At 57.2% G+C, this 26,658-nt stretch carries 22 protein-coding genes and 1 pseudogene; 13 read left to right on the forward strand and 10 right to left on the reverse strand.

What is annotated here, in order from left to right; all coding sequences use genetic code 11:
- Positions 1 to 78: 78 nt before the first annotated feature.
- Positions 79 to 705 (forward strand): LysE family translocator, encoded by a 627-nt coding sequence (locus HDE75_RS19750; protein ID WP_260174216.1) that lies wholly within the window; start codon positions 79 to 81, stop codon positions 703 to 705.
- A gap of 61 nt (positions 706 to 766) precedes the next feature.
- Here the strand turns inward: HDE75_RS19750 and phbB are convergent, their stop codons facing one another.
- The 4 genes from phbB to HDE75_RS19770 all read right to left on the reverse strand — a co-directional run bounded on the left by phbB (position 767) and on the right by HDE75_RS19770 (position 4,481).
- Positions 767 to 1,507 (reverse strand): acetoacetyl-CoA reductase, encoded by a 741-nt coding sequence (gene phbB, locus HDE75_RS19755; protein WP_183679612.1) that lies wholly within the window; start codon positions 1,505 to 1,507, stop codon positions 767 to 769.
- 78 nt (positions 1,508 to 1,585) lie between these two features.
- Entirely contained in the window at positions 1,586 to 2,764 is a 1,179-nt protein-coding gene (locus HDE75_RS19760) for an acetyl-CoA C-acetyltransferase (RefSeq protein WP_183679610.1), read from the reverse strand.
- A gap of 199 nt (positions 2,765 to 2,963) precedes the next feature.
- Positions 2,964 to 3,443, reverse strand: a complete 480-nt coding sequence (gene phaP / locus HDE75_RS19765; protein WP_183679608.1) for a TIGR01841 family phasin — start codon at positions 3,441 to 3,443, stop codon at positions 2,964 to 2,966.
- 129 nt (positions 3,444 to 3,572) lie between these two features.
- On the reverse strand, positions 3,573 to 4,481 hold the full coding sequence (locus HDE75_RS19770; RefSeq protein ID WP_183679601.1) for a LysR family transcriptional regulator: 909 nt from the start codon (positions 4,479 to 4,481) through the stop codon (positions 3,573 to 3,575).
- A 309-nt stretch (positions 4,482 to 4,790) separates the two neighbouring features.
- On the opposite strand from HDE75_RS19770, the pseudogene HDE75_RS26600 reads away from it, so the two are divergent.
- Positions 4,791 to 5,131, forward strand: a pseudogene (locus HDE75_RS26600) (5-methyltetrahydropteroyltriglutamate--homocysteine S-methyltransferase); the annotation flags it as partial.
- 175 nt (positions 5,132 to 5,306) lie between these two features.
- Here the strand turns inward: HDE75_RS26600 and HDE75_RS19785 are convergent.
- From HDE75_RS19785 to HDE75_RS19795, 3 genes are all read right to left on the reverse strand, one after another.
- On the reverse strand, positions 5,307 to 5,693 hold the full coding sequence (locus tag HDE75_RS19785) for a hypothetical protein (protein ID WP_183679599.1): 387 nt from the start codon (positions 5,691 to 5,693) through the stop codon (positions 5,307 to 5,309).
- Positions 5,690 to 9,376, reverse strand: coding sequence for an RHS repeat-associated core domain-containing protein (locus tag HDE75_RS19790; RefSeq protein ID WP_183679597.1), 3,687 nt, complete (start codon positions 9,374 to 9,376; stop codon positions 5,690 to 5,692). The genes HDE75_RS19785 and HDE75_RS19790 overlap by 4 nt, the downstream gene beginning before the upstream one ends.
- A gap of 449 nt (positions 9,377 to 9,825) precedes the next feature.
- Positions 9,826 to 13,275, reverse strand: a complete 3,450-nt coding sequence (locus HDE75_RS19795; protein WP_183679595.1) for an FG-GAP-like repeat-containing protein — start codon at positions 13,273 to 13,275, stop codon at positions 9,826 to 9,828.
- Positions 13,276 to 13,810: 535 nt separating this feature from the next.
- On the opposite strand from HDE75_RS19795, the gene minC reads away from it, so the two are divergent.
- Genes minC through minE form a run of 3 tightly spaced genes read left to right on the forward strand, consistent with a single transcriptional unit; the run spans position 13,811 to position 15,656 of the window.
- A complete protein-coding gene (gene minC, locus HDE75_RS19800; RefSeq protein ID WP_183679593.1) occupies positions 13,811 to 14,548 on the forward strand; it encodes a septum site-determining protein MinC in 738 nt (245 codons plus the stop codon).
- Positions 14,549 to 14,587: 39 nt separating this feature from the next.
- On the forward strand, positions 14,588 to 15,403 hold the full coding sequence (gene minD / locus HDE75_RS19805; protein ID WP_183679591.1) for a septum site-determining protein MinD: 816 nt from the start codon (positions 14,588 to 14,590) through the stop codon (positions 15,401 to 15,403).
- Between the two features lies 1 nt (position 15,404).
- Positions 15,405 to 15,656, forward strand: coding sequence for a cell division topological specificity factor MinE (gene minE, locus HDE75_RS19810; RefSeq protein WP_183679589.1), 252 nt, complete (start codon positions 15,405 to 15,407; stop codon positions 15,654 to 15,656).
- A gap of 28 nt (positions 15,657 to 15,684) precedes the next feature.
- Here the strand turns inward: minE and HDE75_RS19815 are convergent, their stop codons facing one another.
- On the reverse strand, positions 15,685 to 16,188 hold the full coding sequence (locus HDE75_RS19815) for a hypothetical protein (protein WP_183679588.1): 504 nt from the start codon (positions 16,186 to 16,188) through the stop codon (positions 15,685 to 15,687).
- Positions 16,189 to 16,355: 167 nt separating this feature from the next.
- On the opposite strand from HDE75_RS19815, the gene HDE75_RS19820 reads away from it, so the two are divergent.
- From HDE75_RS19820 to HDE75_RS19855, 8 genes are all read left to right on the forward strand, one after another.
- The gene (locus HDE75_RS19820) at positions 16,356 to 17,066 is read left to right on the forward strand and encodes a response regulator transcription factor (RefSeq protein WP_183679586.1); all 711 of its coding nucleotides are present in this window, start codon (positions 16,356 to 16,358) and stop codon (positions 17,064 to 17,066) included.
- Positions 17,067 to 17,148: 82 nt separating this feature from the next.
- Positions 17,149 to 18,423 (forward strand): glutamyl-tRNA reductase, encoded by a 1,275-nt coding sequence (hemA, locus tag HDE75_RS19825; protein WP_183679584.1) that lies wholly within the window; start codon positions 17,149 to 17,151, stop codon positions 18,421 to 18,423.
- Between the two features lie 92 nt (positions 18,424 to 18,515).
- On the forward strand, positions 18,516 to 19,592 hold the full coding sequence (gene prfA, locus HDE75_RS19830) for a peptide chain release factor 1 (protein ID WP_183679581.1): 1,077 nt from the start codon (positions 18,516 to 18,518) through the stop codon (positions 19,590 to 19,592).
- A gap of 187 nt (positions 19,593 to 19,779) precedes the next feature.
- Complete coding sequence (locus tag HDE75_RS19835; protein ID WP_183679579.1) at positions 19,780 to 20,250, forward strand: disulfide bond formation protein B; 471 nt, start codon at positions 19,780 to 19,782, stop codon at positions 20,248 to 20,250.
- Positions 20,251 to 20,274: 24 nt separating this feature from the next.
- Positions 20,275 to 21,105, forward strand: a complete 831-nt coding sequence (gene prmC / locus HDE75_RS19840; protein WP_183679577.1) for a peptide chain release factor N(5)-glutamine methyltransferase — start codon at positions 20,275 to 20,277, stop codon at positions 21,103 to 21,105.
- 223 nt (positions 21,106 to 21,328) lie between these two features.
- The gene (gshA, locus tag HDE75_RS19845) at positions 21,329 to 22,930 is read left to right on the forward strand and encodes a glutamate--cysteine ligase (RefSeq protein WP_183679575.1); all 1,602 of its coding nucleotides are present in this window, start codon (positions 21,329 to 21,331) and stop codon (positions 22,928 to 22,930) included.
- 26 nt (positions 22,931 to 22,956) lie between these two features.
- Positions 22,957 to 24,000 carry a histone deacetylase family protein gene (locus HDE75_RS19850; protein ID WP_183679573.1) on the forward strand — a complete coding sequence of 348 codons (1,044 nt, stop codon included), beginning with the start codon at positions 22,957 to 22,959 and terminating at the stop codon, positions 23,998 to 24,000.
- Between the two features lie 194 nt (positions 24,001 to 24,194).
- The gene (locus HDE75_RS19855) at positions 24,195 to 24,338 is read left to right on the forward strand and encodes a hypothetical protein (RefSeq protein WP_183679571.1); all 144 of its coding nucleotides are present in this window, start codon (positions 24,195 to 24,197) and stop codon (positions 24,336 to 24,338) included.
- Between the two features lie 94 nt (positions 24,339 to 24,432).
- On the opposite strand, the gene HDE75_RS19860 is transcribed toward HDE75_RS19855, so the two are convergent.
- Both HDE75_RS19860 and HDE75_RS19865 read right to left on the reverse strand, forming a co-directional pair.
- Positions 24,433 to 25,221 (reverse strand): LytR/AlgR family response regulator transcription factor, encoded by a 789-nt coding sequence (locus HDE75_RS19860; protein ID WP_260174215.1) that lies wholly within the window; start codon positions 25,219 to 25,221, stop codon positions 24,433 to 24,435.
- Positions 25,214 to 26,473 carry a histidine kinase gene (locus HDE75_RS19865; RefSeq protein WP_183679570.1) on the reverse strand — a complete coding sequence of 420 codons (1,260 nt, stop codon included), beginning with the start codon at positions 26,471 to 26,473 and terminating at the stop codon, positions 25,214 to 25,216. Before HDE75_RS19865 ends, HDE75_RS19860 begins: the two co-directional genes overlap by 8 nt.
- Positions 26,474 to 26,658 lie beyond the last annotated feature (185 nt).

Raw genomic sequence — 26,658 nt, forward strand, 5'->3', positions numbered from 1 at the left:
GAAGAAATAGCAAGCACATTTCAATTGCGCAAGAACATAATGCGCAGCACTGCACACCCTCTTCCGCAAAACCGCGCCATGTCTGATTCTACCTTCCTGATGTACCTGCTGGCACTGGCCGGCGCATTTTTATTGCCTGGCCCCGATATGGCGCTGGTCCTGGCGACGGGTGCGGCGCGCGGCGTGGCCACGGCGCTGGTCACAGCTTTAGGCATCGCCGGCGCGCGCGCCGTGCACGTGACCCTGTCCGGCGCTGGCCTGGCAACCTTGATGGTAGCCCATCCGCAAGCCTTGCAATGGGTGAAATGGGCCGGTGCCGCCTACCTGTTTTACCTGGCGGCACGCCTGCTGCAATCGGCGCTGACCAAGGGTAGCGAGCAAAGCGATGAAGCAGCGCCGCCGCCAACGGAACAAGGCGCCCGCGCCAGCCTGGTGCGCGGTTTTCTCACCAATCTGCTCAATCCGAAAGCGCTGCTGTTTTGCAGCATGTTCCTGCCGCAATTCGTCAATGCCAGCGCCAGCATGGGCATGCAATACCTGCGCCTGGGCGCCACTCTGGTGCTGATGGGCCTGCTGTTCGACGCCGTCTATGCGGTACTGGCCGCCCGCCTGGCACGCGGCCTGCGCGGCAAACCTTCGCCATACGGCAAGTTCGTGCTGCCCACGGTATTTGTGTTGCTGGCGGGCCGGCTGGTGATGGGTTAAGTAAAAAAACAGGATAAAAAAAAAGACAGCCGCGGCTGTCTTTTTTTTACATCAGCAACGATTACGACATGTGCTGGCCGCCGTTGATCGAGATATTCGCACCGGTCACGAACGCGGCTTCATCAGACGCCAGGTAAGCGACCAGGCCGGCTACTTCTTCCGGTTTGCCCAGGCGCGCCATCGGGATTTGCGGGATGATTTTGCTGTCCAGCACTTCCTGTGGAATCGCCATCACCATCTTGGTACCGATATAGCCTGGCGAAATGGTGTTCACGGTGACGTTCTTGCGCGCCACTTCCAGTGCCAGCGACTTGGTGAAACCATGCATGCCGGCCTTGGCCGCCGAATAGTTGGTTTGGCCGAAAGCGCCTTTCTGGCCATTCACAGACGAGATGTTGATGATGCGGCCCCAGCCGCGTTCCACCATGCCATCGCATACCGGCTTGGTCATGTTGAAAACGGAATCGAGGTTGGTGCCCATCACGGCGTCCCAGTTCGGTTTGTCCATCTTCTTGAAGGTCATGTCGCGCGTGATGCCCGCGTTGTTGACCAGCACATCGACCGGGCCGATCTCTTTTTCCACCGCTGCCACGCAAGCGGCCGCAGAATCGTAATCGGCCACGTCGCAAGGATAAGCCTTGAAGTCATAACCCATGTCCTTGGTGGTCGCCAGCCATTCCGCGACCTTTGGGTTACCCGGGGAATAGGTGGTGACCACGCGATAGCCCAGAGCCGCCAATTTGAAGCACACGGCTTCGCCCAAACCACCCATGCCACCAGTTACCAGTGCTACTCTTGCCATTTTCATCACCTCAATATCGTTTTATTGCTAAAAATTAAAATCTGTTAAGGCTGTCGGAAACCGTCGGTTGACGATGCCTTAATCGCGTTCGATGGCGAGCGCGACGCCCATGCCGCCGCCGATGCACAGTGCGGCCAAGCCTTTCTTGGCGTCGCGGCGTATCATTTCGTGGATCAGGGTAACCAGGATGCGCGCACCGGAGGCGCCGATCGGGTGGCCGATGGCGATGGCGCCGCCGTTCACGTTGATCTTGCTGGTATCCCAGCCCATTTCCTTGTTGACGGCGATCGCTTGCGCGGCAAACGCTTCGTTGATTTCCATCAAGTCCAGCTCTTCATGCGTCCAGCCGGCTTTTTTCAGGCACAGACGCGAAGCCGAGACAGGACCCATGCCCATGATGGCTGGATCCAGGCCCGACGATGCGTAAGCCTTGATGCGCGCCAGCGGCTTCAGGCCCAGTTCCTTGGCTTGCGATGCAGACATCATGATGACGGCGGCGGCGCCATCGTTCAGGCCCGAAGCATTGCCGGCCGTCACCGTGCCATCCTTGGCAAACGCCGGACGCAAGCCCGTCAGGGAATCGAGGCTGGAACCAGGCTTGATGTATTCATCGCTGTCGAACATCACCGTACCTTTTTTATTGGCGATTTCCAGCGGCAGGATTTCATCCTTGAACTTGCCCGCTTTTTGCGCCGCTTCCGCTTTCAGCTGCGACTGCAGGGCGAATTCGTCTTGCTCGGCGCGCGTGATTTCATATTTCTTGGCGACGTTTTCCGCCGTGATGCCCATGTGGTACTGGTTGTACACGTCCCACAGGCCATCGACGATCATGGTGTCGACCATCTTGAAGTCGCCCATGCGGAAGCCGTCGCGCGAACCGTTCATCGCGTGCGGTGCGGCGCTCATGTTTTCCTGGCCGCCAGCGATGATGATGTTGGCGTCACCGCACTTGATGGCCTGCGCCGCCAGATGGGTTGCTTTCAGACCGCTGCCGCACACCTTGTTGATGGTGAACGCAGGGATGCTGCTCGGCAAGCCAGCCTTGATGACTGCCTGGCGCGCGGCGTTCTGGCCGACAGCGGCCGTCAGTACCTGGCCCAGGATCGCTTCGCCGATCAGGTTCGGGTCGATGCCGGTCTTTGCCAGCAGGCCCTTGATTACATGCGCGCCCAGTTCGGACGCAGGAATCTTGGCCAGGCTGCCACCGAATTTGCCGACTGCGGTACGGCCGGCGGCCACGATTACGACATCATCCATTTATTTCTCCGATATGCTGGCCACGATGGCCAAGGTGTTGATCAATCCGGGAAGACACAGCAAGCTGTGCTTTATTTCTCGTGGCCTGGGCCACACTCCAACGCCACATCGTCGTGACTGGCAAGGTCGGCTGCCGTCGGTGATGGGCGCACGACCGGGCGCGGCGGGTAGCCGCAACCGGGCCGAAAACAGCACCGCCTTAGTTTCCAGCGTGCCTGTTTTTATTTTTATCATACCCTTCATCTGGCTTGCTGAAAGGGGTTTTTAGAAAATTATTGAAGGGAATAACGAGGGGTAACGGCGCTTCTTTTACAGCCTGCAAGAGTTCACCAAATTTTTGATGCGCCGCAGCAAACTCACCCTTTGTCACAGCCGAGAAATTCTCGTGCGTTTCGTGGGCAACATCCTTTGCCTGGCGACCATACGATCCGATGCGATCGATGGCCAATTGCGATTGCGCGCGCGACAATTGCAGCAGCTCTTGCGGGTCTTTGGCGGACAGCAGCTGATTGTTCACAACCGTCGCGGCCGCCAGCGTCGTGCGGGCTGCATCGAGGTTCAAATCGACGACCCTGGCGCCGCCTGCGATGGCGGCCTCGACGAACGCCTGGGCACTAATTAACTGGGCTTCATAGACAGCCAGGCTGGCACGCGATACTTGCTCGGAAAATGACACCATCTTCTTTCTCCTCGGGTAAAAGGCGGCGCTTTGTTGCACCGCACAGTACTCAACTTTAAGCGGACGTTCATTAGCAAACCTTGATGTACCTCAAGCTTTTTTTGTTCATTTGTTTCCAGATGACAGCAATCAAGACAATAACTTGATACCGTCCAGCGAAGATGCGCATTGTTCCCGTATCACGCTGACAAAATCGCGCACATAGGCCTTGTCTTTCAGACTATCCGGAACCGATACAAACAGGTCGCTCCACAAGCCGTGATCGCCCACCGGACGCGCCACCACATAATCGTAATCGACATAGTTTTTAATGGCCCAGTTCGGCAAGGCGGCAATGCCGCGACGGCTGGCAACCAATTGCAGTACGGCCACAGTGAGCTCGGCCGTACGGCGCTCAAAATTGACGTTAGCTGGTCGCAGCACTTCGCGGATCAGGTCGATGCGCTCTTCCGGCACCGGATAGGTGATCAAGGTTTCGCCTTCAAAATCGCTCGCCATCAAACGCCGCTGCGCCTGCAAGCGGTGCTTTTGCGCCATCACCACCAGGATTTCAAAACGGAACAAAGGGAATACGCTGAAATCGGGGCCGTACGGCGAGCCGATCACCAGGTCAGCCTCGCCCGAACGCAGCAATTCCGCCGGCTCGCTATGAAAGCCCGACACCAGGTCGATTTCCACTTCCGGCCAGCGCTGGCGGAACGCATCCATCACTGGCATCAGCCAGTCGAAACAGGTATGGCATTCCAGCACCACGCGCAATTGCCCCTTGTCCCCCTGCGACAGCCGCGCCACATCGCGTTCGGCCAGCTCGATCTCGGGCAAGAGCTTGTCGGCCAATTCCAGCAAACGGCTGCCGGTAGCCGTAAAGGCGATCGGCATCGACTTGCGCTCAAACAAAGGAGCGTTGTAGCGCTCTTCCAATAAACGGATCTGGTGCGACAGCGCCGACTGGGTCAGATTGAGCAGTTGCGCGGCGCGCACCAGGCTGCCCGAGGAACGCAAGGCACTCAGGGTGCGCAGGTGACGGATTTCTAGCATGTGAGAAAAGGTGAGTTTGTACGTGAATTATTTTCACGTTATTCGGAAAAATATTTCTTTTTGATTATAAATCAGATTGCCGCACACTCTAGCCTACGCACATGAAATCTCGATGACATCATGACTTTCCACAGCCATATCCGTGGATTTCTCCGTATCGGTGTGGAACGTGAATGACATTTGTGCTCGACCGCCACTGACACGTTGAAATGTCCGAGGCCGCACTGGAAGAGATCGGCAAAACTCTGCGCGCATACTACTGACGCTGCAAAAAAAGATGCGGAATTGGATCACGTTACGGTGGCGAACGATGCCACGCAGATCCACATGCATATGTGCTATTCGGAATTCAACAACATCCTGCCGCACATCGCTGCTATGGACGCCGATGTGATTACCATTGAAACCAGCCACTGAGGCATGGAATTGTTAACCGGCTTAGGCCAGTTCGCATGTCCGAACGAAATCAGCCCCGGCGTGTACCGCATCCACTCGCCGCACGTACCATCTTATGCACCTGCTGCAAAAAATCCAGCGCGGTGATTCCACCAGCCAATCTTTGGATTAACCTCGACTGCGGCTTGAAAGCACGGGGCTGGGATGAGACGAAAGCGGTCGCGCACAATACGACGCAAATGGGGGTAGCGTGAGGGAAGCGCAAGGCTGACAGAGAATTAATATTTTTTCTTTCTCTGAAGGATAACAATAAAAAGGGCCAACTGCAACGATGCAGGAGTCCCTATTTTTGTTTCGTACGTATTAACTATTCTCATGGCTATGACGCAATGTAAGACCTGACATCATCATTATTTTTTTAAATCTATATTAATTAGGACAATTAAAATTCATTTCAAATACATATTTGATTTGCCATCCATTTTTTCCTTGGCCAATATATATTTTCGCGTGTTCCTTGCACCATCCTTGGTAAGAATAAAAAGCATACCGATTATCAAAAAAATCCACCCATGCAACATTCTTTAATGCCCTATCAACTTCTTCAACATTCGGCTTCCCACTTAAAATACATGTCTCAGAAATAACCCCTCCGCTTGTTCCATTACATTTAACAATATAATTCTGCAATGACGTGCCTTTTATTTTTTGTGAAATATAAAAATTTTTTGTCGAAGGCGGCCTATTTTTTTCCTGAAAAAAAAGAAAGGACATCCAAATTAAAATAAATAAAAATCCAAAAATATTTTTTTTCATTTTTCAAAATCATGAACTTTTATTGTTGCCCCGGCAGAAAGTAAGCCTCCCGTCTTAGGCAGCCCTATGTTTGCTTTGCTTCCTAATCCACCACCAATTAAATAAGCTGTATTTGTCTTGCCTGTATTATTGTCATACGCAGTAGATGTTCCAATACATAATCTTTGACAGAGTACAGCTCCTCCCGCTGCGCCTGGCAAAAATTCATCCACGCTCATTGTAGAGGAAGCACTCATATATCCTGCGAGTACTGAGATACTTCCAAGCGATGGAGTTAATTCCACACCCCAAGTGAAGTAAATACTTTGATCAGTTTTAGTCAATGACATCGATGCACCAAAAACTGATATATTAGCTTGATAAAAGTCTGGCGCTGCGGCCTTAATTGCGACATCCTCACTGGCCTTCCACAATTTTCCTATCGGGGATTCTATCAAAGCATCGAATGGATTTCCGATATCAAGGGGATTACATTTATATGTCCTGCATTGATTGAAGATATAAGCAAAAGCAGCCGACTGCGCACCATTACTGAATTTCCCCCCTCCCAGAACAGAAGCCGTCCCACCGATGACTGCACTAACAGATGCTCCTGCCAACATATCATTTTTTGTAAAGGATGATGTTATTGGCGTAAATGCCTTGGCAAGTGCAGCACTCATTGCTCCAGAACCACATTTGCCACCACCTGCAACACTCGATATACAACCAACGACACCATGCGCCGCTATTGCAGTGGCAAATTTGGAGGAATTGATACCGCCAGCGGCATCTTTATAATTGCCAAATTCTTTGCCTACACCATAAAACATCGATGCAGTAAATGCTCCCTGCAAAGCCCCCTTCAAATTTCCAGAACTCACCGCGCCACTGACAAAGCCACTAACGGCAACTTGTGTAAACTCTCCCGTCACACCCATATTTGCCAAGAAACTACTTCCTGGTAAATATACGCTGATCGCGATGGAGGCAATCATAGGTGCATATTGCTTTATATGGTTGTTCCATAGATTGTCCAGAGCGCGAATCTTGATAAGACCATTGAATAAATGACCACTCGGATCCGTGCACGTCATCGGATTGTTATAGCAATACGTGTAGCGGTTGTAGTTCTGCAGATTGGTCGGATCCTGGATGAAAGGATCGCCCTGCAGGAACAAACCCAGGCGCGGGTCGAAGATGCGCCCGTTCATATGGATCAGGCCAACGTCGTCCAAGTGCTCATGTCCCGTATAACCACGGTCGGTACCGCTACTGGTATTGCTCCAGTCATAGACCAGCTTGCCATCCGGATCGTAATTGCCGCTGGCCGTGCGGCGCTTGCCGAATGGGTCATATGAATAGCGCGCCGTTACCGCACCTGCATGGTCGGTGGTGGCCACCAGGCTATCCAGATGATCCTTGTGCCAGTATTCCACTTTCACCAGCACGATACTGCCCAGTGCTGCGGGACCACCATCGCCGGCCGGCAGGGCGGGCATGCTTCCGCTCGATACCAGCACGCCCAGGCTCATGCCGCCGACGGATAAATAATGGCGGTTGCTGACCGCGCTGCCATTCGTTTCGCTCTCGAAAGACAAACCACCTGAGTTGTCCGGATGCAGCATCCAGGTCACGCGCGTACCGCTGGAATTGACGCGCGTTTCCTTGATACGCTGGTGATTCTCATCATATTGCCAGCTGTATTGCACGCCATTCGGGCCGCTGATGCCGCCCTGGCCATCAGGTAAATTAAAGCTGGTATAGCTGATCTTGCGGTAATTGCCCTGGCTGGACGAGATCATATTGCCGTTGTCGTCATAGCCGTAAGGCTGGCTGCCGCCCACCGTCAACGGTGCATGCGGCCGCAGTGCGCCAGGGCCTTGCGCCGGGTAGGTATAGATACCCACATCACTCTTGTACAGGATGCTGCCCAGCGCACTGTACTGGATGCCTACGGTACGTTCTTTTCCGGGGATATTGCCTGCCGCCGTGCGGTATTCATACAGGCGGCCCAGCGCATCGTATTTATACTCGTCGTTGACCGTGCCTGTCGTGCCGTCGCCATTGATATCTTCGCGCACTTGCAGCTGGCCTGTGCGATCCCAGGCATAGCTGTAATTCATCACTGTGCTTGCACCGTTCAAACCGGCAGTCGCCGTGTCGACGCGTCCGCTGATGGCGTCGAAAGCAGCACGGCTGACGACATTGTTGCCGTAGCGCTGCAATTCGGCTTTGCCCAGAGCATTATAGGAATCGGCCTGCCACAACATACTGCCAGCTGGCAAGCTAACGCTGGCTCCCGGCACGCCACCTGCCACAGCCGGCAGGGGATTGACGGTAGCCGCCGTCGCCAGTTTCAGCTGCGACAGGAAACCCTTGGCCGTGTAGACGTAATCAACCTTCAATCCCGTCGGATAGGTCTGGCTTGCCGGACGGCCCGTGACGCTGTCATAGCTGGTAGCCGTGGCAAAACCGGGACCGTTGCTGACGATGGTGCGCGTACTCACCGGACGGCCCTTGGCATCATAGGCGATCTTGCGGCTGATGCCATTGCTGGTACTACTAGCACACAGCTTACCTATGCCATTCGGACAGTTGTCATACACCCAGCTGCTTTCGTATTCGGCCTCGCTACGCGCCGTCATCCGCCCCAGTACGTCATATTGCATGCGCGTGCGGGCCAGTTTTTCGCGCTGTTCCGGACTTTGCTGCGATTCCTGCGCTATCCTGCGCTGGTTCGGACTTTGCTGCCAGACCATCTCGCCAGCAGCGTTATAACCATATTGCCACCAGCCTGTATCAGGGTCGCGCATCTCCACCTTGCGGCCGCGGATATCATAGCTGAGCTTGATGCTGTTCTGCATCGCATCCTTGGTTTCCAGCAGATTACCAAAGGCATCATGCTGATAGGCAATCTGTGCACCCAGCGCGTTCGTTACGCGTACCAGCTTGCCATCGACGTTTTTTTCCTCGAGCTTGCTTTGACCCAGGTCGTCGGTCGTCAAGACCTTCATTCCCGTATAGCTGATCCGCGTCACCGCTGCCTGAAAGCTGCCACGGCTACCAAACTGCACCGTACCCTGGCTACCCTTGGCGTCGCGCACATACACGGCGACCGGCCGCCCCAGAGCATCATAGCTGGTCGTGCTCATGCCATAGCTCTTGGCCGCGCCACCAGCCACCGAAGCTTCGGTATCGAGGAAATAAGGCTGCGTTGCCACGGTAACAACGCCGTATTGATTGTATTCCGTGTCTTGCACGATCAGGCGGTTGCGGCCACCCGCCTGGCTAGCGCCATCGAAGGCTTCCGTCACGCTGCGTATCACGCGCCCGGCACGGTCAATATACGTACGCGTAAAAGGGCCGCTCTTGTTGCCGTTGACATCACGCGGCTCGCCATGCGTCATGCTGGCTGCCTCGGCGGGCTGCTCACCTGCGGCAAACCCCAGCGATGCGCATTCGGCGCTATTGCTGCTGATATCTCTGTCCAATGATGCCAAGATGCAATACGCAGTCACGCTGCTGGTGCCATCGGCACGTAATTCACGCACGGTTCGGCCAAAATCGTCCACCTGCCAGTTTGTCGTCAACTGGTTCGGCCCCACCAGGCTGACAGCCGAGCCAAAGCGCGGGTCAAAACTCCTGCTTTCCGACTGCCCCTTGGCGTTGCTGGCCGTGCCAGGAAAGGCGCCGGCCGGCACGCTGATGCTGACCCCGCCCACCGTGACCGCCTGCGCTGCAAAAGTGCCGCTGCTGCCACGCGCAAGGAACAGGGCATCGCCAGTGGCGCCGGCGCAATTTTCGGTGCGCGACACTTTCTTGTTGCCGAAAGCGTCGTATTCATAAGTCGTCTTGACGCACAGGGCAGGATTGTCAGGCTCTACCGTTTCGCTGGTGAGCAAGCCGCTGGCGGGATCGTATTCGAACGAACTCGACCGGCTATAACTGTAGGGATTGGGCGCGGTCTGGGCTTGAACTTGCCCATTAAGCAATAAAAAGATAACGCTTAGCAGGGAGGGAACGATTTTACGCATCGCTTGCCTTTGGCAAAAATATTCGGGAAAAAGAAGAAAAACGGGCCTGCCGACAGCGCCGGCAGGTAAGCTCAGGCACCGGCAGAAAACCTCCCGCCAGGCCTGACTTCACGGCATCAGTCGTCGTCGAGTAACAAAGACAGAATGGCCGACAGGTCGATGTTGTTCACCGGCGGCTTGGGTGGCGGCGGATTGCTCCCTACGCCATCGACCGGTCCCGTCGTGGCGGTCGCGATCAGCGGCAGGTGATTCGGCACCTCATTGGCAACCGAGGCTTTTTTCAGGCGCCCCAGTATCCACGCATCACCAGCAATGGTGTTCGGGAAATAAGTATTGGTGCTGGTCTTGGTAAACGTCTGTGCCAGTCCCAGCGCCGTGCCGGTGGTCTGCATGACGATCTGCGTCGCATCGCCGCTATCATTGAAGATGTTGGTCGTCGTTACCGTTGGCAAGTCGTTGCCCGCTAAATCCTTGCCGGTTTCCACGCTACGGTACAGATATGGACGGCGCACCTTGGCGCCAGTCATGCAGGGCGCCGTTTCCGTGGCACGGGCTTCCGCACCCGCCGGGGCAGTACGGTCGCAATACACATAACTGCTGCGGCTCAGAACCTGGGCCTGGTCGCGCGGCGTCGCCAGCGATGCCAGCCACGTTTCGCTCCAGGCCGCCATGCCGGTATCCGCGCCATTTTGCAAATACTGGGTCGTGACTGTCATCGGCTCACCGTTGGGACCTTCGCTCTGGCGGCGAATTTCACGGAACCCCAGGAAGCCGCGTCCGTCATACGCCGATTTCATGCCGGCATAGCGGTATTGCGTCGTCTGCTGGGTTTTGCCAACGCCCGTGTCACTCACCGTACTGGCGACCGCATAGGTAGGCACCACCAGATCGACCAGCGGATACGCCGCCGCATTCGCCGTGCCGCGGTCGCTGATATAGCGTGGTCCCAGGGCGCCACTATCCGAATTGCTCAACAATACCCAATTCAAGGTGGTTGTTAATCCCATGCCGGAAGTAACCGAAATCAACTGATCCGCCGGTGTGGGATCGTCCCGCACAAACAGGGTGTTAACAGCGCCGGGCGTAGGGTAGAACAGTCGCAAGATCTCGGTAGTGCCACTGCCCGTGAAGTCGCCCAGCAGCATGGTGGTTCTGCCATTACTGTGCTGTAGCTGTTCGGTAATATTGAAAGTATCCGAACGCCGGAAAGTACCGTCACCGTTGCTCAGGAATACAGCGTTTTTGCTGGTATCGTCACCCCAACGCAGAATATCGGTGCGACCATCGCCATCCATGTCGACGAAATGGGCATTCGAACTGAACTGAATACCGGTAGAAAAAGAGATAAGTTCATCACCAGGATTAATCAGATTGAAATTTGTTACCTGAGGGCGCATCTGGCTACCGTTGGAAAGCCACAATCGCTGGAAACGTGCATTGAGCGCGGTGTCAAGGCAATCGCTCTTGCCATCACCATTAAAATCCATGGCACCTGCGCAACTTCCCGCGGCAGGAGACTCCACAAAATCGCCGTTCCCCAAGGATAGCAAAACACTGAAGCTTGAAGCCAGATCAGATAATCCATCACCATTGATATCCATGGTGATCAATCCAGTGCCCCCAGGCGTCGCATACACAGAAGTATGGATCAGATTGGTCGAGGCTTCCACGAAGCTGCCATTCTGTTGCCCTAAATAAAGACGCGTACATGTTATTTTTGCACATGCAGTCATCTGGTTCGGAAGTTCAGGTTCGTACAAATCCTTATATCCAGGCAAGACGGTCGTAATAATATCGAGAATACCGTCGCCATTGACATCGATCAGATAGAAATTGCGCCCCTCCGTCTGTGTATATCTGGTCTGATGCTCTGACATGCGAGATGCCATGGCAGCAGCCACTGGTGCAGCCGAAGGTGACTTCATCAGCATTGGCTGATCAATGACGTCACAGTTCCTCACGCATGAATCGAACGATGAATTGAATATTGCCTTGGTGGTGAAATCAATATCTGCAGTAACGTCAATCGGCCGGAAACTACCATCACCATTAGACAAATACAACACATTACGCTTGGGACCACACGAAGTATCATTTACCGACGTCGTTACCATCGTGCGTAAAATGTCGCTTAAACCATCGCCATTAAAGTCGGCCACGACGGAGCTATAGCATCCATCACTCTTGAACAGATTCTGGTCGGTGATATTAAACTTGGCGGACTTGACAAAATTGCCTTTTCCCGTACTTTCATACAGGCCGTTTTCCCATGGATTGTCTGACCAGCGCAGAATATCGGTACGGCCACTGCCAAAGAAACTTCCTACCATGGCGCCATAAAAAACTGTTCCCGGTAGCATCTTTTCATTTAGCAAAGGACCGTTCCTGAACAAGGTATTTTGGCTATAGGCAAGACTGCCGCCCTTGCTGTAGGCAAAGGTGGTAGCTGGCAGGCATTTCTGTTCATTGGCGCCCATGCATTCGGCGATGCTGGTCACACGGCTACGGCCGCTACGCGGTCCTTGGTCGTACGACAACTTTATTACCTTGGTGCGGATTGCACCTGCAGGCTGGGTAGCCTGGGCCGCAGGCCAGTTGATATAGGTATGGATCTTTTTCAGCAGCCGCACGCTGACATTCTTGACGCCATTGTGGTATGCCTCTGACCGGTCCTGTGCCTGGTTCGGCGTATCGGGCCTGTCACTGTATTCAAAGACGATGCGGTTCGTCGGCGCCTGCGTGCCATTGCCCGTGTAGCGGATTTCCGTCAGGTTCCATTCATGACCGGCATTGCTTCCCGTCTGACTACCCCAGACCATGTTACGCTGCTCATACTGGAAGTCCATATAGTTACCAACCGTATCGGCAATCCGGCTGACGGGCCAGACTGTCACCACCGGGCGGGTAGTGAGTGACGAGTTGCCATTGGCATCGACCGGTGCATCTGCAGTGATATTCGCATTGGCGCTGGCATTGCCATTAACGCCATACTCATAAATCTGTCCGCTTTTGGTCCAGACCTTGAAATACGCGGGGCCATTCGCCGGGTTGCCTCCGGCCATGCCATAAGCGCGGATACGCGCATACATATCTTTTTCCGTGCGATATTCGCGTACCAAGCCATTGCCGCCCAGGCTATCGCCAGGCTGGAATGGCATGCTGCCGGGATTGAGCACTTCACCGTCTGCGTTCGTCTGGATCAGGCGCTGGCCATCCAGGCATAGCTTGTCATTGCCGTTGAATTTGACCGGCACTGTGCGTCCATCGGTCGCTTTATTGCCTGGGCAGCGGGTAATCATGGAGATCCCCTGCAATGCCCAGCCATAACCGACAGGACCGTTTACGCCGCCACCGCTATATAACAGGCCAATATTCGGCGCCATGCCTGCGATACCTGGTGGCACGGAAATCGGCAAGCTATACGAGGGCGTACCGCCATCTGAAATTGAGACTTGGTCCGCACTACTTGCCTGCTGCGACATCAAGGCCAAGACCACCATCGCCATCCCATACTTAATATTATTTCGTGCTACTTTTTTCCAAGCAAAATCAAGTAAAGATGTCACGCGCTGGTCCTTATTACGGTAAAAAATATTTAAAAATGCGGCGTAATTTGCTACACACCATCTTTCAAGGCATTGGAAATTACGGTGCAATTACCATATTAACAATTCCATACAATTCCCTCAAGAAATATTTCTAATTTATAATTTACTTTGAGAGTGCAGATCCTCGCTTGCGACGTTTTATTCTGATCCCTGTATTGATTTATCGTGTTTAAACAGCGTCCTTGACTTCCTATCAGCGCCATTTATATCAAGAATGCATTATCGAGATGTGCGCCCATGCCGCCCGAGATGTGTCTTGGCGCACACCAAGTTGCTCCCCCACAATCAAGCTTGCATGTGGGTTGCGCACTTTTTTTAGGCAGCTGCGCCGGTTCCTGTTGACAGCTCCCCTTTTCCCGATTTTTTTCAAGTAAAATGCAGAAAATTCGCTGCTTTCAAGGGTTTGACAGCAGGCAAGATACCCGGCTGGCGGCAGGCGCGATGCGTGCCTGCGGCAGGCGCTCTTTAGCAAGCCCTTCTTTTATAACTGTTTATGCCAAAAAGTTCGTCGCAGAAGCCCATCGAAATCAAGATTTCCACCGTCGTCGCTGTCTCTGCCATCCTGCATAGCGCCGATATCCGGGCACTCGACAGTGCCTTGCATGACATGACGGGAGGCGTGGCCGACTTTTTCGAAGACGACCTGGCCGTGCTGGACGTGGCCGACCTGCCTGCCGTCAAGACGCCAGTCGACTGGGCTGCGCTGGTGGCCTTGCTGAAAAAATACCATTTGAATGCCGTTGCCGTGCGTAATGCGGCGCCGGAATTGCATGAAGCGATCCTGGCACAAGGCTTGAGCCTGGACAGCGGCAAGACGCGCGACGATGCGCCGCCCAAGGATGGCCCCACCATCGCCGCGCAGGCTGGCGCCGAAGCGCAGGTGATGGTAATCGATACGCCGGTGCGCGCCGGCCAGCGCATTTATGCACGCGGCTGCGACCTGATCATCACCGCTGTGGTCAACAATGGCGCCGAAATCATCGCCGACGGCAGTATTCACGTGTATTCCACACTGTATGGCCGCGCACTGGCGGGCGCCTCGGGCAATCCGCAGGCGCGCATCTTTGCACTGGCGATGGAACCGGAACTGGTGTCGATCGCGGGGGTGTACCGCACCTTCGAAGATGGCTTCCCGGCCGAGATGTCGCGCGGCCCCGTGCAAATTCGTTTGGCTGGAGACAGAATCGATATACACTCTGTCAATCCAGTGACCCCCGTGAACCGCTCTTAACAGCTGCTCCATTCAAGAGATATCTAAAAAGGACTATTTGTGGCAAGAATTATTGTTGTGACGTCCGGCAAGGGCGGTGTCGGCAAGACGACCTCAAGCGCCAGTTTTTCCACTGGCCTGGCCATGCGCGGCCACAAGACAGCCGTGCTCGACTTCGACGTGGGCCTGCGTAACCTCGACCTGATCATGGGTTGCGAGCGCCGCGTCGTCTACGATCTGATCAATGTGATCAACAAGGAAGCGACCCTGAACCAGGCGCTGATCAAGGACAAGCACTGCGACAACCTGTTCATCCTGCCGGCTTCGCAAACGCGCGACAAGGATGCGCTGACGGAAGATGGCGTGGAACGCGTGTTGAACGACCTGATCAACATGGGCTTCGAATTCATTATCTGCGATTCACCGGCCGGTATCGAGCATGGCGCGCTGATGGCGCTGACGTTTGCCGACGAAGCCATCATCGTGACCAACCCGGAAGTATCGTCGGTACGCGATTCGGACCGCATCCTGGGCATCCTGCAAGCCAAGTCGCGCCGCGCGCAGACGGGCGGCGAGCCGGTCAAGGAACATTTGCTGATCACCCGCTACTCGCCGAAACGCGTGGAATCGGATGAAATGCTGTCCTTCCAGGATGTGCAGGAAATCCTGCGTATCCCGCTGGTGGGCATCATTCCGGAATCGGAACAGGTGCTGGCGGCCTCGAACCAGGGCAATCCCGCCATCCATTTCAAGGGTACCGACGTGGCGCAAGCCTACGAAGACGTGGTATCGCGTTTCCTCGGCGAAGAAGTCGAATTGCGCTTTACCAATTATGAAAAGCCTGGGCTACTCCAGCGCATTTTTGGGGCCAAGTGATATGGCATTGCTCTCTTTCCTGTTTCCACCCAAGCTGAAGACGGCGGTCGCGGCCAAGGAGCGTCTGCAAATCATCATCGCCCGCGAACGCAGCGGACGTGATGGCCCAGATTTCCTGCCGGCCTTGCACAAGGAATTGATCGAAGTCATCTCGAAATACACCAAGGTCAACGCCGACGATATCAAGATCTCGCTGGACCGCCAGGGCAACCTGGAAGTGCTGGACGTCAACGTGGTGCTGCCCGACGCCTGATGCGCGGGGTGACTACCATGGCAATACGCTAACGCGGCCGTACCGCCGTCAATTCCTGCGCCACCGCGGCGCAGGCGTTGACGTGCTGGTAGCCGATCTGACGAAACACGGCATAACCGAGCGCCGCCGCCACCGCCTGGCCGGCAAACGGCACGAAACGCGCCACTTGCTTGGTAGCTATTTTTACGCCGCTGCGCTTGAGCAAGTGCACCAGCAATTCACGCGTCACCAATTTCCCCACCAGCATGCCGCCCATGCCCACCGCCGCGCGGTAGGCCATCAGCTTGAATTGCGGGTTCAAACGTTCGATCTGTTCCGGCGTCAGGCCGAATTCATGGTTGATATCATTGATCAGCATCGATAGCAGGCCTACGTCAGACATCAAATCGATACCGGGAATCGGGATCGCCGAAGCGCCAGCAGACATCACGGCACGGCGCCGCACCAGGCTGCGGCAGCGCTCGCGCACCTGCTCGATTTCCGCACTACCGGCCGGTATCAGGGTCCAATCAGGGCTAGTCTGTTCGACCATTGCGGCTTCTCCATTTGGAAGGGAACATGTCCAAGTGTAACTGAAACGTGTATTACGCCGAATTCACTGGACACAGTTGCAATCTCTGTTATATTTCACATGAGCATTCCTTGACATTACGATAAGCAGAACAGACCGTCTGTTTGCTGCTACACACTCCAGCCATTATGCGAATTGCCGTACTCGATAACGACCATAGTCAGGCAGAACTGATCTGCCAGGTGCTCACTGCCGCCGGTCACGCTTGCCACGAATTTCAAAGTGGCAAGGAACTGCTGGGGCAATTGCGCAAGGATAGCTGCGACATGCTGATCCTCGACTGGCAAGTGCACGATATCGACGGCGCCGAAGTAGTGCGCCGCGCACGCGAAAAACTGGCGCCCAAGGCGCCCGTGTTGTTTATGACCAACAGCTCCGGTGAGGACGACATCGTCGAAGGCATGACGGCTGGCGCCGACGACTATATGGTCAAGCCGCTGCGGCGCAGCGAACTGGCGTTGCGTACCCAGGCGCTGCTGCGCGTGGCCTATCCCGCCCAGACCGGCGCCGAACACTTGCAATTCGGCGCATACACCTTTGAAACACGGCCCGGACGCCTGCTCAAGGATGGCGAGTTGCTCGATGTGACGCACAAGGAGTTCGCCCTGGCGCTGCTGTTCTTCCGCAACCTGGGCCGTCCTTTGTCACGCGCCTACATCCATGAATCCGTGTGGCAACGGGAGACAGCCTTGCCCTCGCGCACCATGGACACCCACGTCTCGCGCGTGCGCAACAAGCTGCAACTGAAACCCGAGCATGGCTACCGCCTGGTACCCGTCTATAGTTATGGCTATCGGCTGGAAAGACTAAGCAGCCACGACGCAGGCGCCAGACCGTAGGCAAGCCCAAAAACGGCCGGGCTGCTCAAAGATCGGGCACAAAGCGCTATAATGTCGGCATAACGAATTCATATCGCCCGAAATGCAACTGTTAGCCGTCGGCCTCAATCACACCACCGCCCCAGTGTCGCTCCGCGAACAGCTGGCGTTTGCGCCTGAGCATCTGGGCCAGGCGGTGATGGCTGCGCGCTCATGGTTCCAGCGCATCGACGCGCGCGACAATGATGAGGCGGCGATTCTCTCGACTTGCAACCGCACCGAGCTGTATGCGGCCAGCCACGTGCCCAATCCGCTCGACGCGGGCGCCCATTTCCTGGCCGATTATCACAAGCTCAGCTACAGCGAGCTGCGCCCGCATCTGTACATGCTGCCTCAGCACGACGCCGTGCGCCACACCTTTCGCGTCGCCTCCGGGCTAGACTCGATGGTGCTGGGCGAAACGCAGATCCTGGGCCAGATCAAGGACGCCATCCGCACGGCCGATGAAGCGGGCGGCCTGGGTACTTATCTGCACCAATTGTTCCAGCGCAGCTTTTCAGTGGCCAAGGAAGTGCGCAGCACCACCGAAATTGGCGCCCACAGCGTGTCGATGGCGGCTGCCGCCGTGCGCCTGTCGCAGCGTATTTTCGACAAGATTGCCGAGCAAAACGTGCTGTTTATCGGCGCCGGCGAAATGATCGAACTGTGCGCCACCCATTTTGCGGCGCAAAACCCGCACAGCATCACGATCGCCAACCGCACCATGGAACGGGGCGAGGCGCTGGCCCACCGTTTCAATGGCACGGCGATCCGCCTGGCCGACCTGCCCGAGCGGCTGCATCAGTTCGACATCGTTATTTCCTGCACCGCCTCGTCCTTGCCGCTGCTGGGTCTGGGCCTGGTGGAGCGCGCCATCAAGGCGCGCCGCCACAAGCCCATGTTCATGGTCGACCTGGCCGTGCCGCGCGATATCGAAGCGGAAGTGGGCCGCCTGAACGACGTGTTTTTGTACACAGTCGATGATCTGGGCAAGGTCGTGCAGACGGGCCTGGAAAGCCGCCAGGCAGCCGTGGCGCAAGCCGAAGCCATCATCGAGACACGCGTGCAATCGTTCATGAGCTGGGTCGACGACCGCGCCATGGTGCCGGTGATCCAGGATTTACATGAAAGCAGCGAATCCCTGCGCCTGATGGAAGTGGACCGCGCCCGCAAGATGCTGGCCAAGGGCGCCGACATCGACGCCGTGCTCGAAGCGCTGTCGAAAGGCTTGACCGCCAAGTTCCTGCACGGCCCGCAGCAAGCGCTGCACCGCGCGCAAGGCGACGAACGCAAGCAACTGGCCACCCTGCTGCCAAAACTGTTCCGCGGTCGCCGTTAGCTCCGCCCCTTGGCTGCCCGCGCAGCCATGCCCCGATTTGCGCACCGCCTCCGGCATGCCGCTCCCTTACCTTACTTTTTACGCGAATTCCTATGAAACAATCCATGCTGGACAAGCTCGATCAACTGGCGAACCGCCTGGTGGAGCTCGACGAACTGTTGATGCACCCGGACGCCACGTCGAATATGGACAGCTACCGCAAGATGACGCGCGAGCATGCCGAACTGGGCCCGCTGGTGGCCCTGTACCACCGCTACCAGGAAGCGGGCAACGATATCGCCACGGCGCAAGAGATGCTGGGCGACCCGGACATGAAGGATTTTGCCCAGGAAGAAATCGAAGCGGCCAAAGTCACCATGGCCCAGCTGGAACGCGAACTGCAAACCATGCTGCTGCCGAAAGATGCGAACGACGAGCGCAATATCTTCCTGGAAATCCGCGCCGGCACGGGCGGCGATGAATCGGCGCTGTTCGCCGGCGATTTATTACGCATGTACACGCGCTTTGCCGAACGCAACCGCTGGCAGGTGGAGCTGGTCTCCGCTTCCGATTCGGACCTGGGCGGCTACCGCGAAGTGATCGTGCGCCTGGTCGGCAATGGCGCTTATTCCAAGCTGAAATTCGAATCGGGCGGCCACCGCGTGCAGCGCGTGCCCGCCACGGAAACCCAGGGCCGCATCCACACTTCGGCTTGCACGGTGGCCGTGATGCCGGAAGCGGACGAGGTGGAAGACGTGAACATCAACCCGGCCGACTTGCGCATCGATACCTATCGCGCCTCGGGCGCCGGCGGTCAGCACATCAACAAGACCGACTCGGCAGTGCGTATCACCCACTTGCCAACTGGCATCGTGGTGGAATGCCAGGATGACCGCAGCCAGCACAAGAACAAGGCGCAAGCGATGAAAGTGCTGGCCGCCCGCATCAAGGACGTGCAATTGCGCGAACAGCAATCGAAAGAGGCGGCCACTCGCAAGAGCCTGATCGGCTCGGGCGACCGCAGCGAGCGCATCCGTACATACAACTTTCCGCAAGGCCGCATGACGGACCACCGCATCAACTTGACCTTGTACAAACTCGACTTCATCATGGATGGCGATTTGACGGAACTCACTAACGCGCTGGCAGCTGAGCATCAGGCTGAACTTCTGGCTGCTTTGGGCGATTAAAAAGTGTCCATGGCTGCGTTGCAGCGCCTGGCCGTACATTCGTACTGCCTGCGGCGCTGCGCCTTGCCCTGAACACTTTTTAAAGCATCTAACAGCAGCAAGGGTTTAAGTAGCGGCTAAGCAATCAAAATTGCCCGATATGCGAGAATGCCTAGCTAACATCACCACTCACCTCACCGGAACATCCATGAAAAGTTCGCGCCCTGCACTCCTGTTTATTGCTGCCCTCTGCTTTGTCATGCTGGGCGTGGCCATGTATCTGCAGCATGTGGTCGATATGCTGCCCTGCCCGCTGTGCGTGATCCAGCGCTATCTGTTCCTGGGCATCGCCATCGCCTGCCTGTACGGCGCGGCGTCGCAGCGGCCGAAAATCGGCGCCGGTATTGGTTTACTGGCGGCGCTGGGCGGCTTGGGCGTGGCAGGCAAGCACTTGTATGTACTGGCCCATCCCGGCTTTTCCTGCGGCATCGATCCGATGGAAACGATGTTGAATAAAATCTTCCCTGCCATTTACTTGCCCTTCATGTTCCGCGCCGATGGCTTGTGCGAAGATGCCACGGCGCCGTTCTTCGGCTTGTCGATCCCACAATGGTCCTTCCTCGGCTTCGGCATCTTTACCCTCGCGCTGCTGTGGATTTTGTTCCGCCGCCAAAAGTAATCAACAAGTAAGCAACTTATTTCAATGCCAGAAACCCTGATTCCCGCCGGCAGTACTGTCGGCGCTCTGCAAATCCGCCCGCAGCTCGATGCGCTCGACAACCGCATCCTGCTTTGCCATGCGTTGGGCCTGTCGCGCGTGGGTTTGATCACGCAATCGGAGCGAGTACTTACTGGCGAAGAAACACAGCGTTTGAGGGCCTTGCTGGAACGCCGCCTGCGCGGTGAGCCGATCGCCTACATCGTGGGACAGCGCGAATTCTTTGGCTTGCCCTTCGAAGTGAGCGACGCCGTGCTGATACCGCGCCCCGATACGGAATTGCTGGTGGAACTGGCGCTGGACCGCTTGCCAGCCCAAGGCCGTTTGCTCGACATGGGCACCGGCAGCGGCGCCATCGCCGTGGCGCTGGCCCATAGCCGGCCGGACGCCGTCGTCACGGCGCTCGACGTCAGCAGCGCGGCACTGGCCGTGGCGCGCCGCAACGCCAGCGCCAACGGCGTCAATATCACCTTCATGGCCAGCGACTGGTTTGAAGCGCTGGGCACGGAACGCTACGAGCTGATCGTCTCGAACCCGCCGTATATCGCCAGCGGCGACCAGCATCTGGCGCAAGGCGATTTGCGTTTTGAGCCGGTGGGCGCACTGACCGACCACGCCGATGGCTTGTCGGCCCTGCGCACCATCGTCAGCGGTGCCGCGCGCCACTTGAGCGCCGGCGGATGGCTGCTGATGGAACATGGCTACGACCAGGCCCCATCAGTGCGCCAATTGCTGAGCGACGCCGGTTATGCCGATGCGCAAAGCTGGCGCGACCTGGCCGGCATCGAGCGAGTCAGCGGCGCGCGTCTGAGCTAAACCTTGGGCTGAAGTCTTGCCATGCGCATTGCCTGACCAGGCTATGCGCTGCATCCCCCCACAGTTTGTTAAAATATCATCCCATTCCTGACCGAAATGCTGCCCCGTCACAGGGTAGATAAAAGCGGCACGGCGTTTTTTGGAGCTGCGCCGACGCAGTTGCCAATTTTCGGTTAATCTCAGCACAAATTATTTATATGCTGCACAAGAAAGGAAGCTCAAATTGCCCAACCTGTTGACTCGCCGCCTGGCATTGCTGACCGAAGATGCCAACCGCGCGCTGCTGGGCGGCTTGCGTGGCATTGAACGCGAAACCCTGCGCATCGATAGCGCCGGCCATCTCGCTTCCACGCCCCATCCGGCCGCCCTGGGTTCGGCCCTGACGCATCCCGAAATCACCACCGATTACGCCGAGGCACTGCTCGAATTCATCACCCCTGCCGAAAGCGACATCGGCATCACGCTCGACAAGCTCGATACCGTGCACCGCTACGCCTACGGCCGCCTGGGCAATGAGTTGCTGTGGAGCCAGTCGATGCCCAGCCAGTTGCCGGCCGAAGCCGGCATCGAGATCGCCAACTATGGCAGCTCGAACATGGGCATGCTGAAACATGTGTACCGGCGCGGCCTGGCGCTGCGCTATGGCAAGGCCATGCAATGCATCGCCGGCATCCATTACAACTACTCGCTCGACGAACGCCTGTGGCAGCTGCTGGCCAACAACGCGGACACCTGTGGCTGCGAGACCCATGCAACGGCGACCACCAGGGATGTGCAGTCAGAAAGCTACCTGGCGACGATACGCAACTTCCGCCGCTATAGCTGGCTGCTGATGTATCTGTTCGGCGCCTCGCCAGCCCTGTCGACCGGCTTCCTGCGCGACCGGCCGCACAAGCTGGAAACCTTGTCCGACGATACCCTGTTCCTGCCCTACGCCACCAGCTTGCGCATGAGCGACCTCGGCTATCAGAACGACGCCCAGTCCGGCCTGCGTCCGCACGAAAACAGCCTGGAAGACTACGTCAGCGCGCTGACGCATGCCGTCAACGACCCGTATCCGCCGTATCAGGAATTGGGCACGAAAAAGGATGGCGAGTGGATACAGCTCTCCACCAATGTGCTGCAGATCGAAAATGAATACTATTCGACCATCCGCCCCAAGCGCGTGATACGCACGGGCGAGCGCCCGATCCAGGCGCTGTGCCTGCGCGGCGTGCAATACATCGAAGTGCGCTGCATGGATGTCGACCCATTCGAGCCGGTCGGCATCAGCCTGGAAACGGGCCGCTTCCTCGACGCCTTTTTGCTGTTCTGCGCGCTCGACGAGAGCGCGCCGATCACCGCCGAGCAAAGCGCCTGCTACACGAATAACTTTGCGCGCACCGTCAAGGAAGGCCGCACGCCAGGCTTGACCCTGCGCCGCGACGGCGTCGAGATCGGCTTGCAAGCGTGGGGTGAAGAATTGCTGGCGCGTATAGCCCCCGTGGCCGCCCTGCTCGACGCGCGCCAGGGCGGTACGGCCCATGCCGACAGCCTGGCCGCGCAAGCGCGCAAACTGGCCGATCCGGACGCCACGCCATCAGCCAAGGTATTGGCCGAAGTGCGGACCAACGGCGGATCGTTTGCCGCCTTCGGCCTGCAGCAGAGCGAACGCCACGCAGCCTTCTTCCGCACGCATCCGCCCACGGCCGAACAAAGCGCGTACTTCGACCAGCTGGCGGCCAGCTCGCTGGCCGAACAAGGCGCGCTGGAAGCGGCGCCCGCCGGCAGCTTCGACGATTTCGTCGCCGCCTACCGCGCCAGCACCCTGTGTTCCCACACTTGAGTCATTGATACTCCACCAGGCGCCCCATGCTGACCTTCTATAATGAACTGCACAGCCAGCATCGGGGCCGCTTTGAAATGTTCCGCGGCGAGCTGGTGCCCTGTTTCGAAAAACCGGAACGGGCCGACATGGTGGTGGCCGAACTGGGGCGGCGCAACCTGGGCCGCATCGTCACGCCGCACGGCGTACCGCTGACCTCGCTCGAACGCATCCACACGCCGCGCTACCTGCATTTTTTGCGCCATGCCTGGCATGACTGGCTGGCGCTGGACCCTGACAATGCCAGCAAGGATGCGCTGCCCTCCGTCTGGCCCGTGCGCACCCTGCGCAGCGATATCGAACCCGATAATTTCGCCGCCAAACTGGGCTTGTATTCGATGGACAATGGCACGCCGCTGACCAGCGGCACCTGGACCGCCGCCAAGACGGGCGCCGACTGCGCCGTCAATGCCGCCCACGCCTTGCGCCTGGGCGAACGCGCCACCTTTGCCCTGACCCGGCCGCCCGGCCACCATGCGGGCAGTGATTTCTTTGGCGGCTACTGTTTCCTGAACAACGCCGCGCTGGCAGCCCAGCATTTGCTTGACGATGGCGCGCGCCGGGTTGCCATCCTCGACCTCGACTACCACCACGGCAACGGCACGCAGAGCATTTTTTATGCACGCGACGACGTGCTGTTCGTCTCGCTGCACGCCGATCCGCGCAACGAGTTCCCGTTTTACCTGGGCCACGCCGATGAAACGGGCAGCGGCGCGGGCACCGGCTATAACCTCAACCTGCCGCTGCCGGCCGGCACCTCCGCCGCCAACTGGTTCGCCGCGCTGGAAACAGCCTGTTTGCGCATCAAGATGTATGGCCCCGACGCACTGGTGGTATCGCTGGGCGTGGATACGTATGCGGGCGACCCGCTGTCGCACTTCACCCTGCAAAGCGGCGACTTCCTGCGCCTGGGCGAACGCCTGGCCTTTTTGGACTTGCCGACCGCCTTTATCCTCGAAGGCGGTTATGCAGTCAAAGAGCTGGGCATCAATGTGGTGAACGTGCTCGAAGGTTTCGAGACGGCGGAGTAAAAGGCGGCGTTACCAGCTGGTTTGCGGCCAGCAGCAACACTCTCATATTCTCACATTAATATTTTTCACTCTATTTGCAAAATGTGAATATTGGTGAGTATTCAACCCGATCCAGGCTAGTAGAATTTATTTTCCGTGACGAAACATTCATGGTTATTCTGCTTGATAATCTTATAAAATTCCGGGAGAGTCACATGCAAGTATTATCGTTGGAAGAGTTGGAAATTGTTTCCGGTGGCTACTGGTGGGACAATGTTATTAACGAACAGTTCGGCGGCAACAATGGCGGCGGCCATCCTCCAAAGAACGAGGACAGCAAGCCTCTGGAAGAGCCTTGATCATTCAATCGCATCATTCTTGATTGAATAGCTAACAAGAAACTCGCTCCGTAGAGCGAGTTTTTTTATGCGCCGGCGTGTAAAGACAAGGGCGCTACATATTCCTGAACAGGGTCATGAACGGCTGGCTGACGCTCAGCGTTTCCGGCCGCGTTTTCAGGCGCAGCAGACCACGTCCCATTTCATCACGCGTCACCGACGCCACCATCTTCATGTTGACGATGGTCGAGCGGTGTATCTGTTTAAAAATAGCCGGGTCGAGCACGTCGAGCAGTTCGCGGATCGGTTTACGCAGCAGCGCCTCGCCTTCGGCCGTGATCACCGCGGTGTACTTGGTGTCCGACTGAAAATAGGCGATATCGTCGACCATGATCAAACGCGTATCCTTGCCGCTGCTGGCCGTCACCCACACCAGCGGCGGCGCCTTGGCAATCGCTGGCAAGGCGCCCGTCAATTGCTGCAGCAAGCCGGCCAGCGCGGCGTCCGGTGCATCGCCGCGCGCGGCCCTGGCCTGCACGCGCTGCATGGTGGCCTGCAGGCGCTCACTGGCAATCGGTTTCAACAGGTAGTCGACGGCGCCCTTGTCGAAGGCTTCGATCGCATACTGGTCGTAGGCGGTGACGAACACCACCTGCGTGCCCGGGCTGGCGTCGAGCGCACCGGCCGCCACTTCCATGCCGGACAAACCGGGCATGCGGATATCGAGAAAGGCCACGTCGGGCTGCAAGGTGGCAATCGCATCGAGCGCCGTACCGCCATCGTCGCAGACGGCCAGGATGCGCAGGTCGGGCCATACTTCACCCAGCATGGCGACCAGCGCATCGCGCAGCAGCGTTTCATCTTCGGCGATGATGCATGTCATGCCCGGCGTCGTCTTATCCATGTGACGCTCCTTGCGCGCTAACGTCTGGCACCGTGATGGTGGCCGTGACGCCATCGGGAAAATTGGCCAGGATGGAAAACGAGGCGGCAGCGCCATACGTCAGCCGCAGGCGTTCGCGTACATTGCGCAAGCCGATGCCGGTGCCCGTGCCGTCGTCCCGGAAACCCTGGCCATCATCGGCCACCGTAACGATCACCGTGCCATTGCCGCTGCGCGCCATGATCCAGATGGTGCCGCCGCCGCTTTTCGGCTCCAGGCCATGCTTGATGGCGTTTTCCACCAGGGTTTGCAGCATCATCGGCGGCAGTTCCACTTGGCGCAGATAAGCCGGCACCTCGATCTGCAGGTTCAAACGGGCGCCCATGCGGATTTTCAGGATATCGAGGTAAGCGCGCGCCCGTTCCAGTTCCGTACCCAGGGTGGACATCGATTGCTCGGTGCGCGGCAAGGAGTGGCGCAGGTACAAAATCAGATTACCCAGCATCTCATCGGCCAGAGCCGGATCGCTGCGCGTGAGCAGCTGCGCGCTGGCCAGGGTGTTGTACAGGAAGTGCGGCTCGACCTGCGCATGCAGCAGACTCAGCTTGGCGACCGTGAGTTCCTTTTCCGTCACCGTCTGGCGCGCTTCGGCCTGTTCGCCGCGACGGCGCTGCGCCACCCGGCGCGTGATGGCGCGCGTTACCGCTTCCGCGTTTTCCAGGTTGCTGCCATGGTCAACCATAAACCAGTCGGTCCATGCATTGCGCGCCGGCTCGCAAATCAGGGTCACGCTACCCGCTTCGCCATTCGGCGTGATGGTGGCCAGGATCTGGTTCGGCCGCGGTTCCATGAAAGCGAGCAAGCGCATGCGTGGCAAACCGGTGTGCGTGTACGGCGCGGCGCGGCGCACGCGGGCTTGCACCTGCAAGCTGTCACGCGCACTTTCCACCACTTCGCTGCCTGGCAATTCGCGGATGGCCGCATCGATCATGTCGAATGCTTCGCCCGCCTCGAACGGGATCTCGATCTGGCGCCGCTGACGGCTCGACAGGGTACTGGCATTGACTTCATTGGCAATCAGGCGCACGCGCCGCACATGCGAAAAGGCATTGCTGATGACGATAGCAGCGAGCAAGAAGCCCAAGGTGACAAAAAAATCATCGGGATGCCAAAAGATATGGCGCAAATAATTTTCGACCAGGATGGCCGAGACGATGATGTAGCTAATCATCGTCGCCAAGGTCAGGCGCAGAATAAAGAACAGGCTGGTCATGATTTTTCCCTGAATATGGTAGTGCGCCTAGCATAAGCAGTGGCGTCCACGGCGGTGGACATTATGCGACGGAAGGCCTGTGCTGGCGACAAAGGCAAGGAAATAAAGTATTAATGATAAAGACCTCAAAATAAAATCGCTTGCAATTAAATAGTGCGCGATATATATTGAGCACATGGACGCCG

It is taken from the genome of Janthinobacterium silvisoli (assembly GCF_014200725.1).
In the GTDB taxonomy this organism is placed as follows: Bacteria; Pseudomonadota; Gammaproteobacteria; order Burkholderiales; family Burkholderiaceae_D; genus Janthinobacterium.

Coding starts and splice junctions, on each gene's coding strand:
- HDE75_RS19865 (WP_183679570.1), bottom strand. CDS start 26,473: ATGACCAGCCTGTTCTTTATTCTGCGCCTGACCTTGGCGACGATGATT.
- prfA (WP_183679581.1), top strand. CDS start 18,516: ATGAAACAATCCATGCTGGACAAGCTCGATCAACTGGCGAACCGCCTG.
- minC (WP_183679593.1), top strand. CDS start 13,811: ATGCCAAAAAGTTCGTCGCAGAAGCCCATCGAAATCAAGATTTCCACC.
- HDE75_RS19760 (WP_183679610.1), bottom strand. CDS start 2,764: ATGGATGATGTCGTAATCGTGGCCGCCGGCCGTACCGCAGTCGGCAAA.
- minE (WP_183679589.1), top strand. CDS start 15,405: ATGGCATTGCTCTCTTTCCTGTTTCCACCCAAGCTGAAGACGGCGGTC.
- HDE75_RS19770 (WP_183679601.1), bottom strand. CDS start 4,481: ATGCTAGAAATCCGTCACCTGCGCACCCTGAGTGCCTTGCGTTCCTCG.
- HDE75_RS19750 (WP_260174216.1), top strand. CDS start 79: ATGTCTGATTCTACCTTCCTGATGTACCTGCTGGCACTGGCCGGCGCA.
- HDE75_RS19835 (WP_183679579.1), top strand. CDS start 19,780: ATGAAAAGTTCGCGCCCTGCACTCCTGTTTATTGCTGCCCTCTGCTTT.
- hemA (WP_183679584.1), top strand. CDS start 17,149: ATGCAACTGTTAGCCGTCGGCCTCAATCACACCACCGCCCCAGTGTCG.
- HDE75_RS19815 (WP_183679588.1), bottom strand. CDS start 16,188: ATGGTCGAACAGACTAGCCCTGATTGGACCCTGATACCGGCCGGTAGT.
- prmC (WP_183679577.1), top strand. CDS start 20,275: ATGCCAGAAACCCTGATTCCCGCCGGCAGTACTGTCGGCGCTCTGCAA.
- HDE75_RS19855 (WP_183679571.1), top strand. CDS start 24,195: ATGCAAGTATTATCGTTGGAAGAGTTGGAAATTGTTTCCGGTGGCTAC.
- HDE75_RS19850 (WP_183679573.1), top strand. CDS start 22,957: ATGCTGACCTTCTATAATGAACTGCACAGCCAGCATCGGGGCCGCTTT.
- phbB (WP_183679612.1), bottom strand. CDS start 1,507: ATGGCAAGAGTAGCACTGGTAACTGGTGGCATGGGTGGTTTGGGCGAA.
- HDE75_RS19785 (WP_183679599.1), bottom strand. CDS start 5,693: ATGAAAAAAAATATTTTTGGATTTTTATTTATTTTAATTTGGATGTCC.
- HDE75_RS19860 (WP_260174215.1), bottom strand. CDS start 25,221: ATGGATAAGACGACGCCGGGCATGACATGCATCATCGCCGAAGATGAA.
- phaP (WP_183679608.1), bottom strand. CDS start 3,443: ATGGTGTCATTTTCCGAGCAAGTATCGCGTGCCAGCCTGGCTGTCTAT.
- HDE75_RS19820 (WP_183679586.1), top strand. CDS start 16,356: ATGCGAATTGCCGTACTCGATAACGACCATAGTCAGGCAGAACTGATC.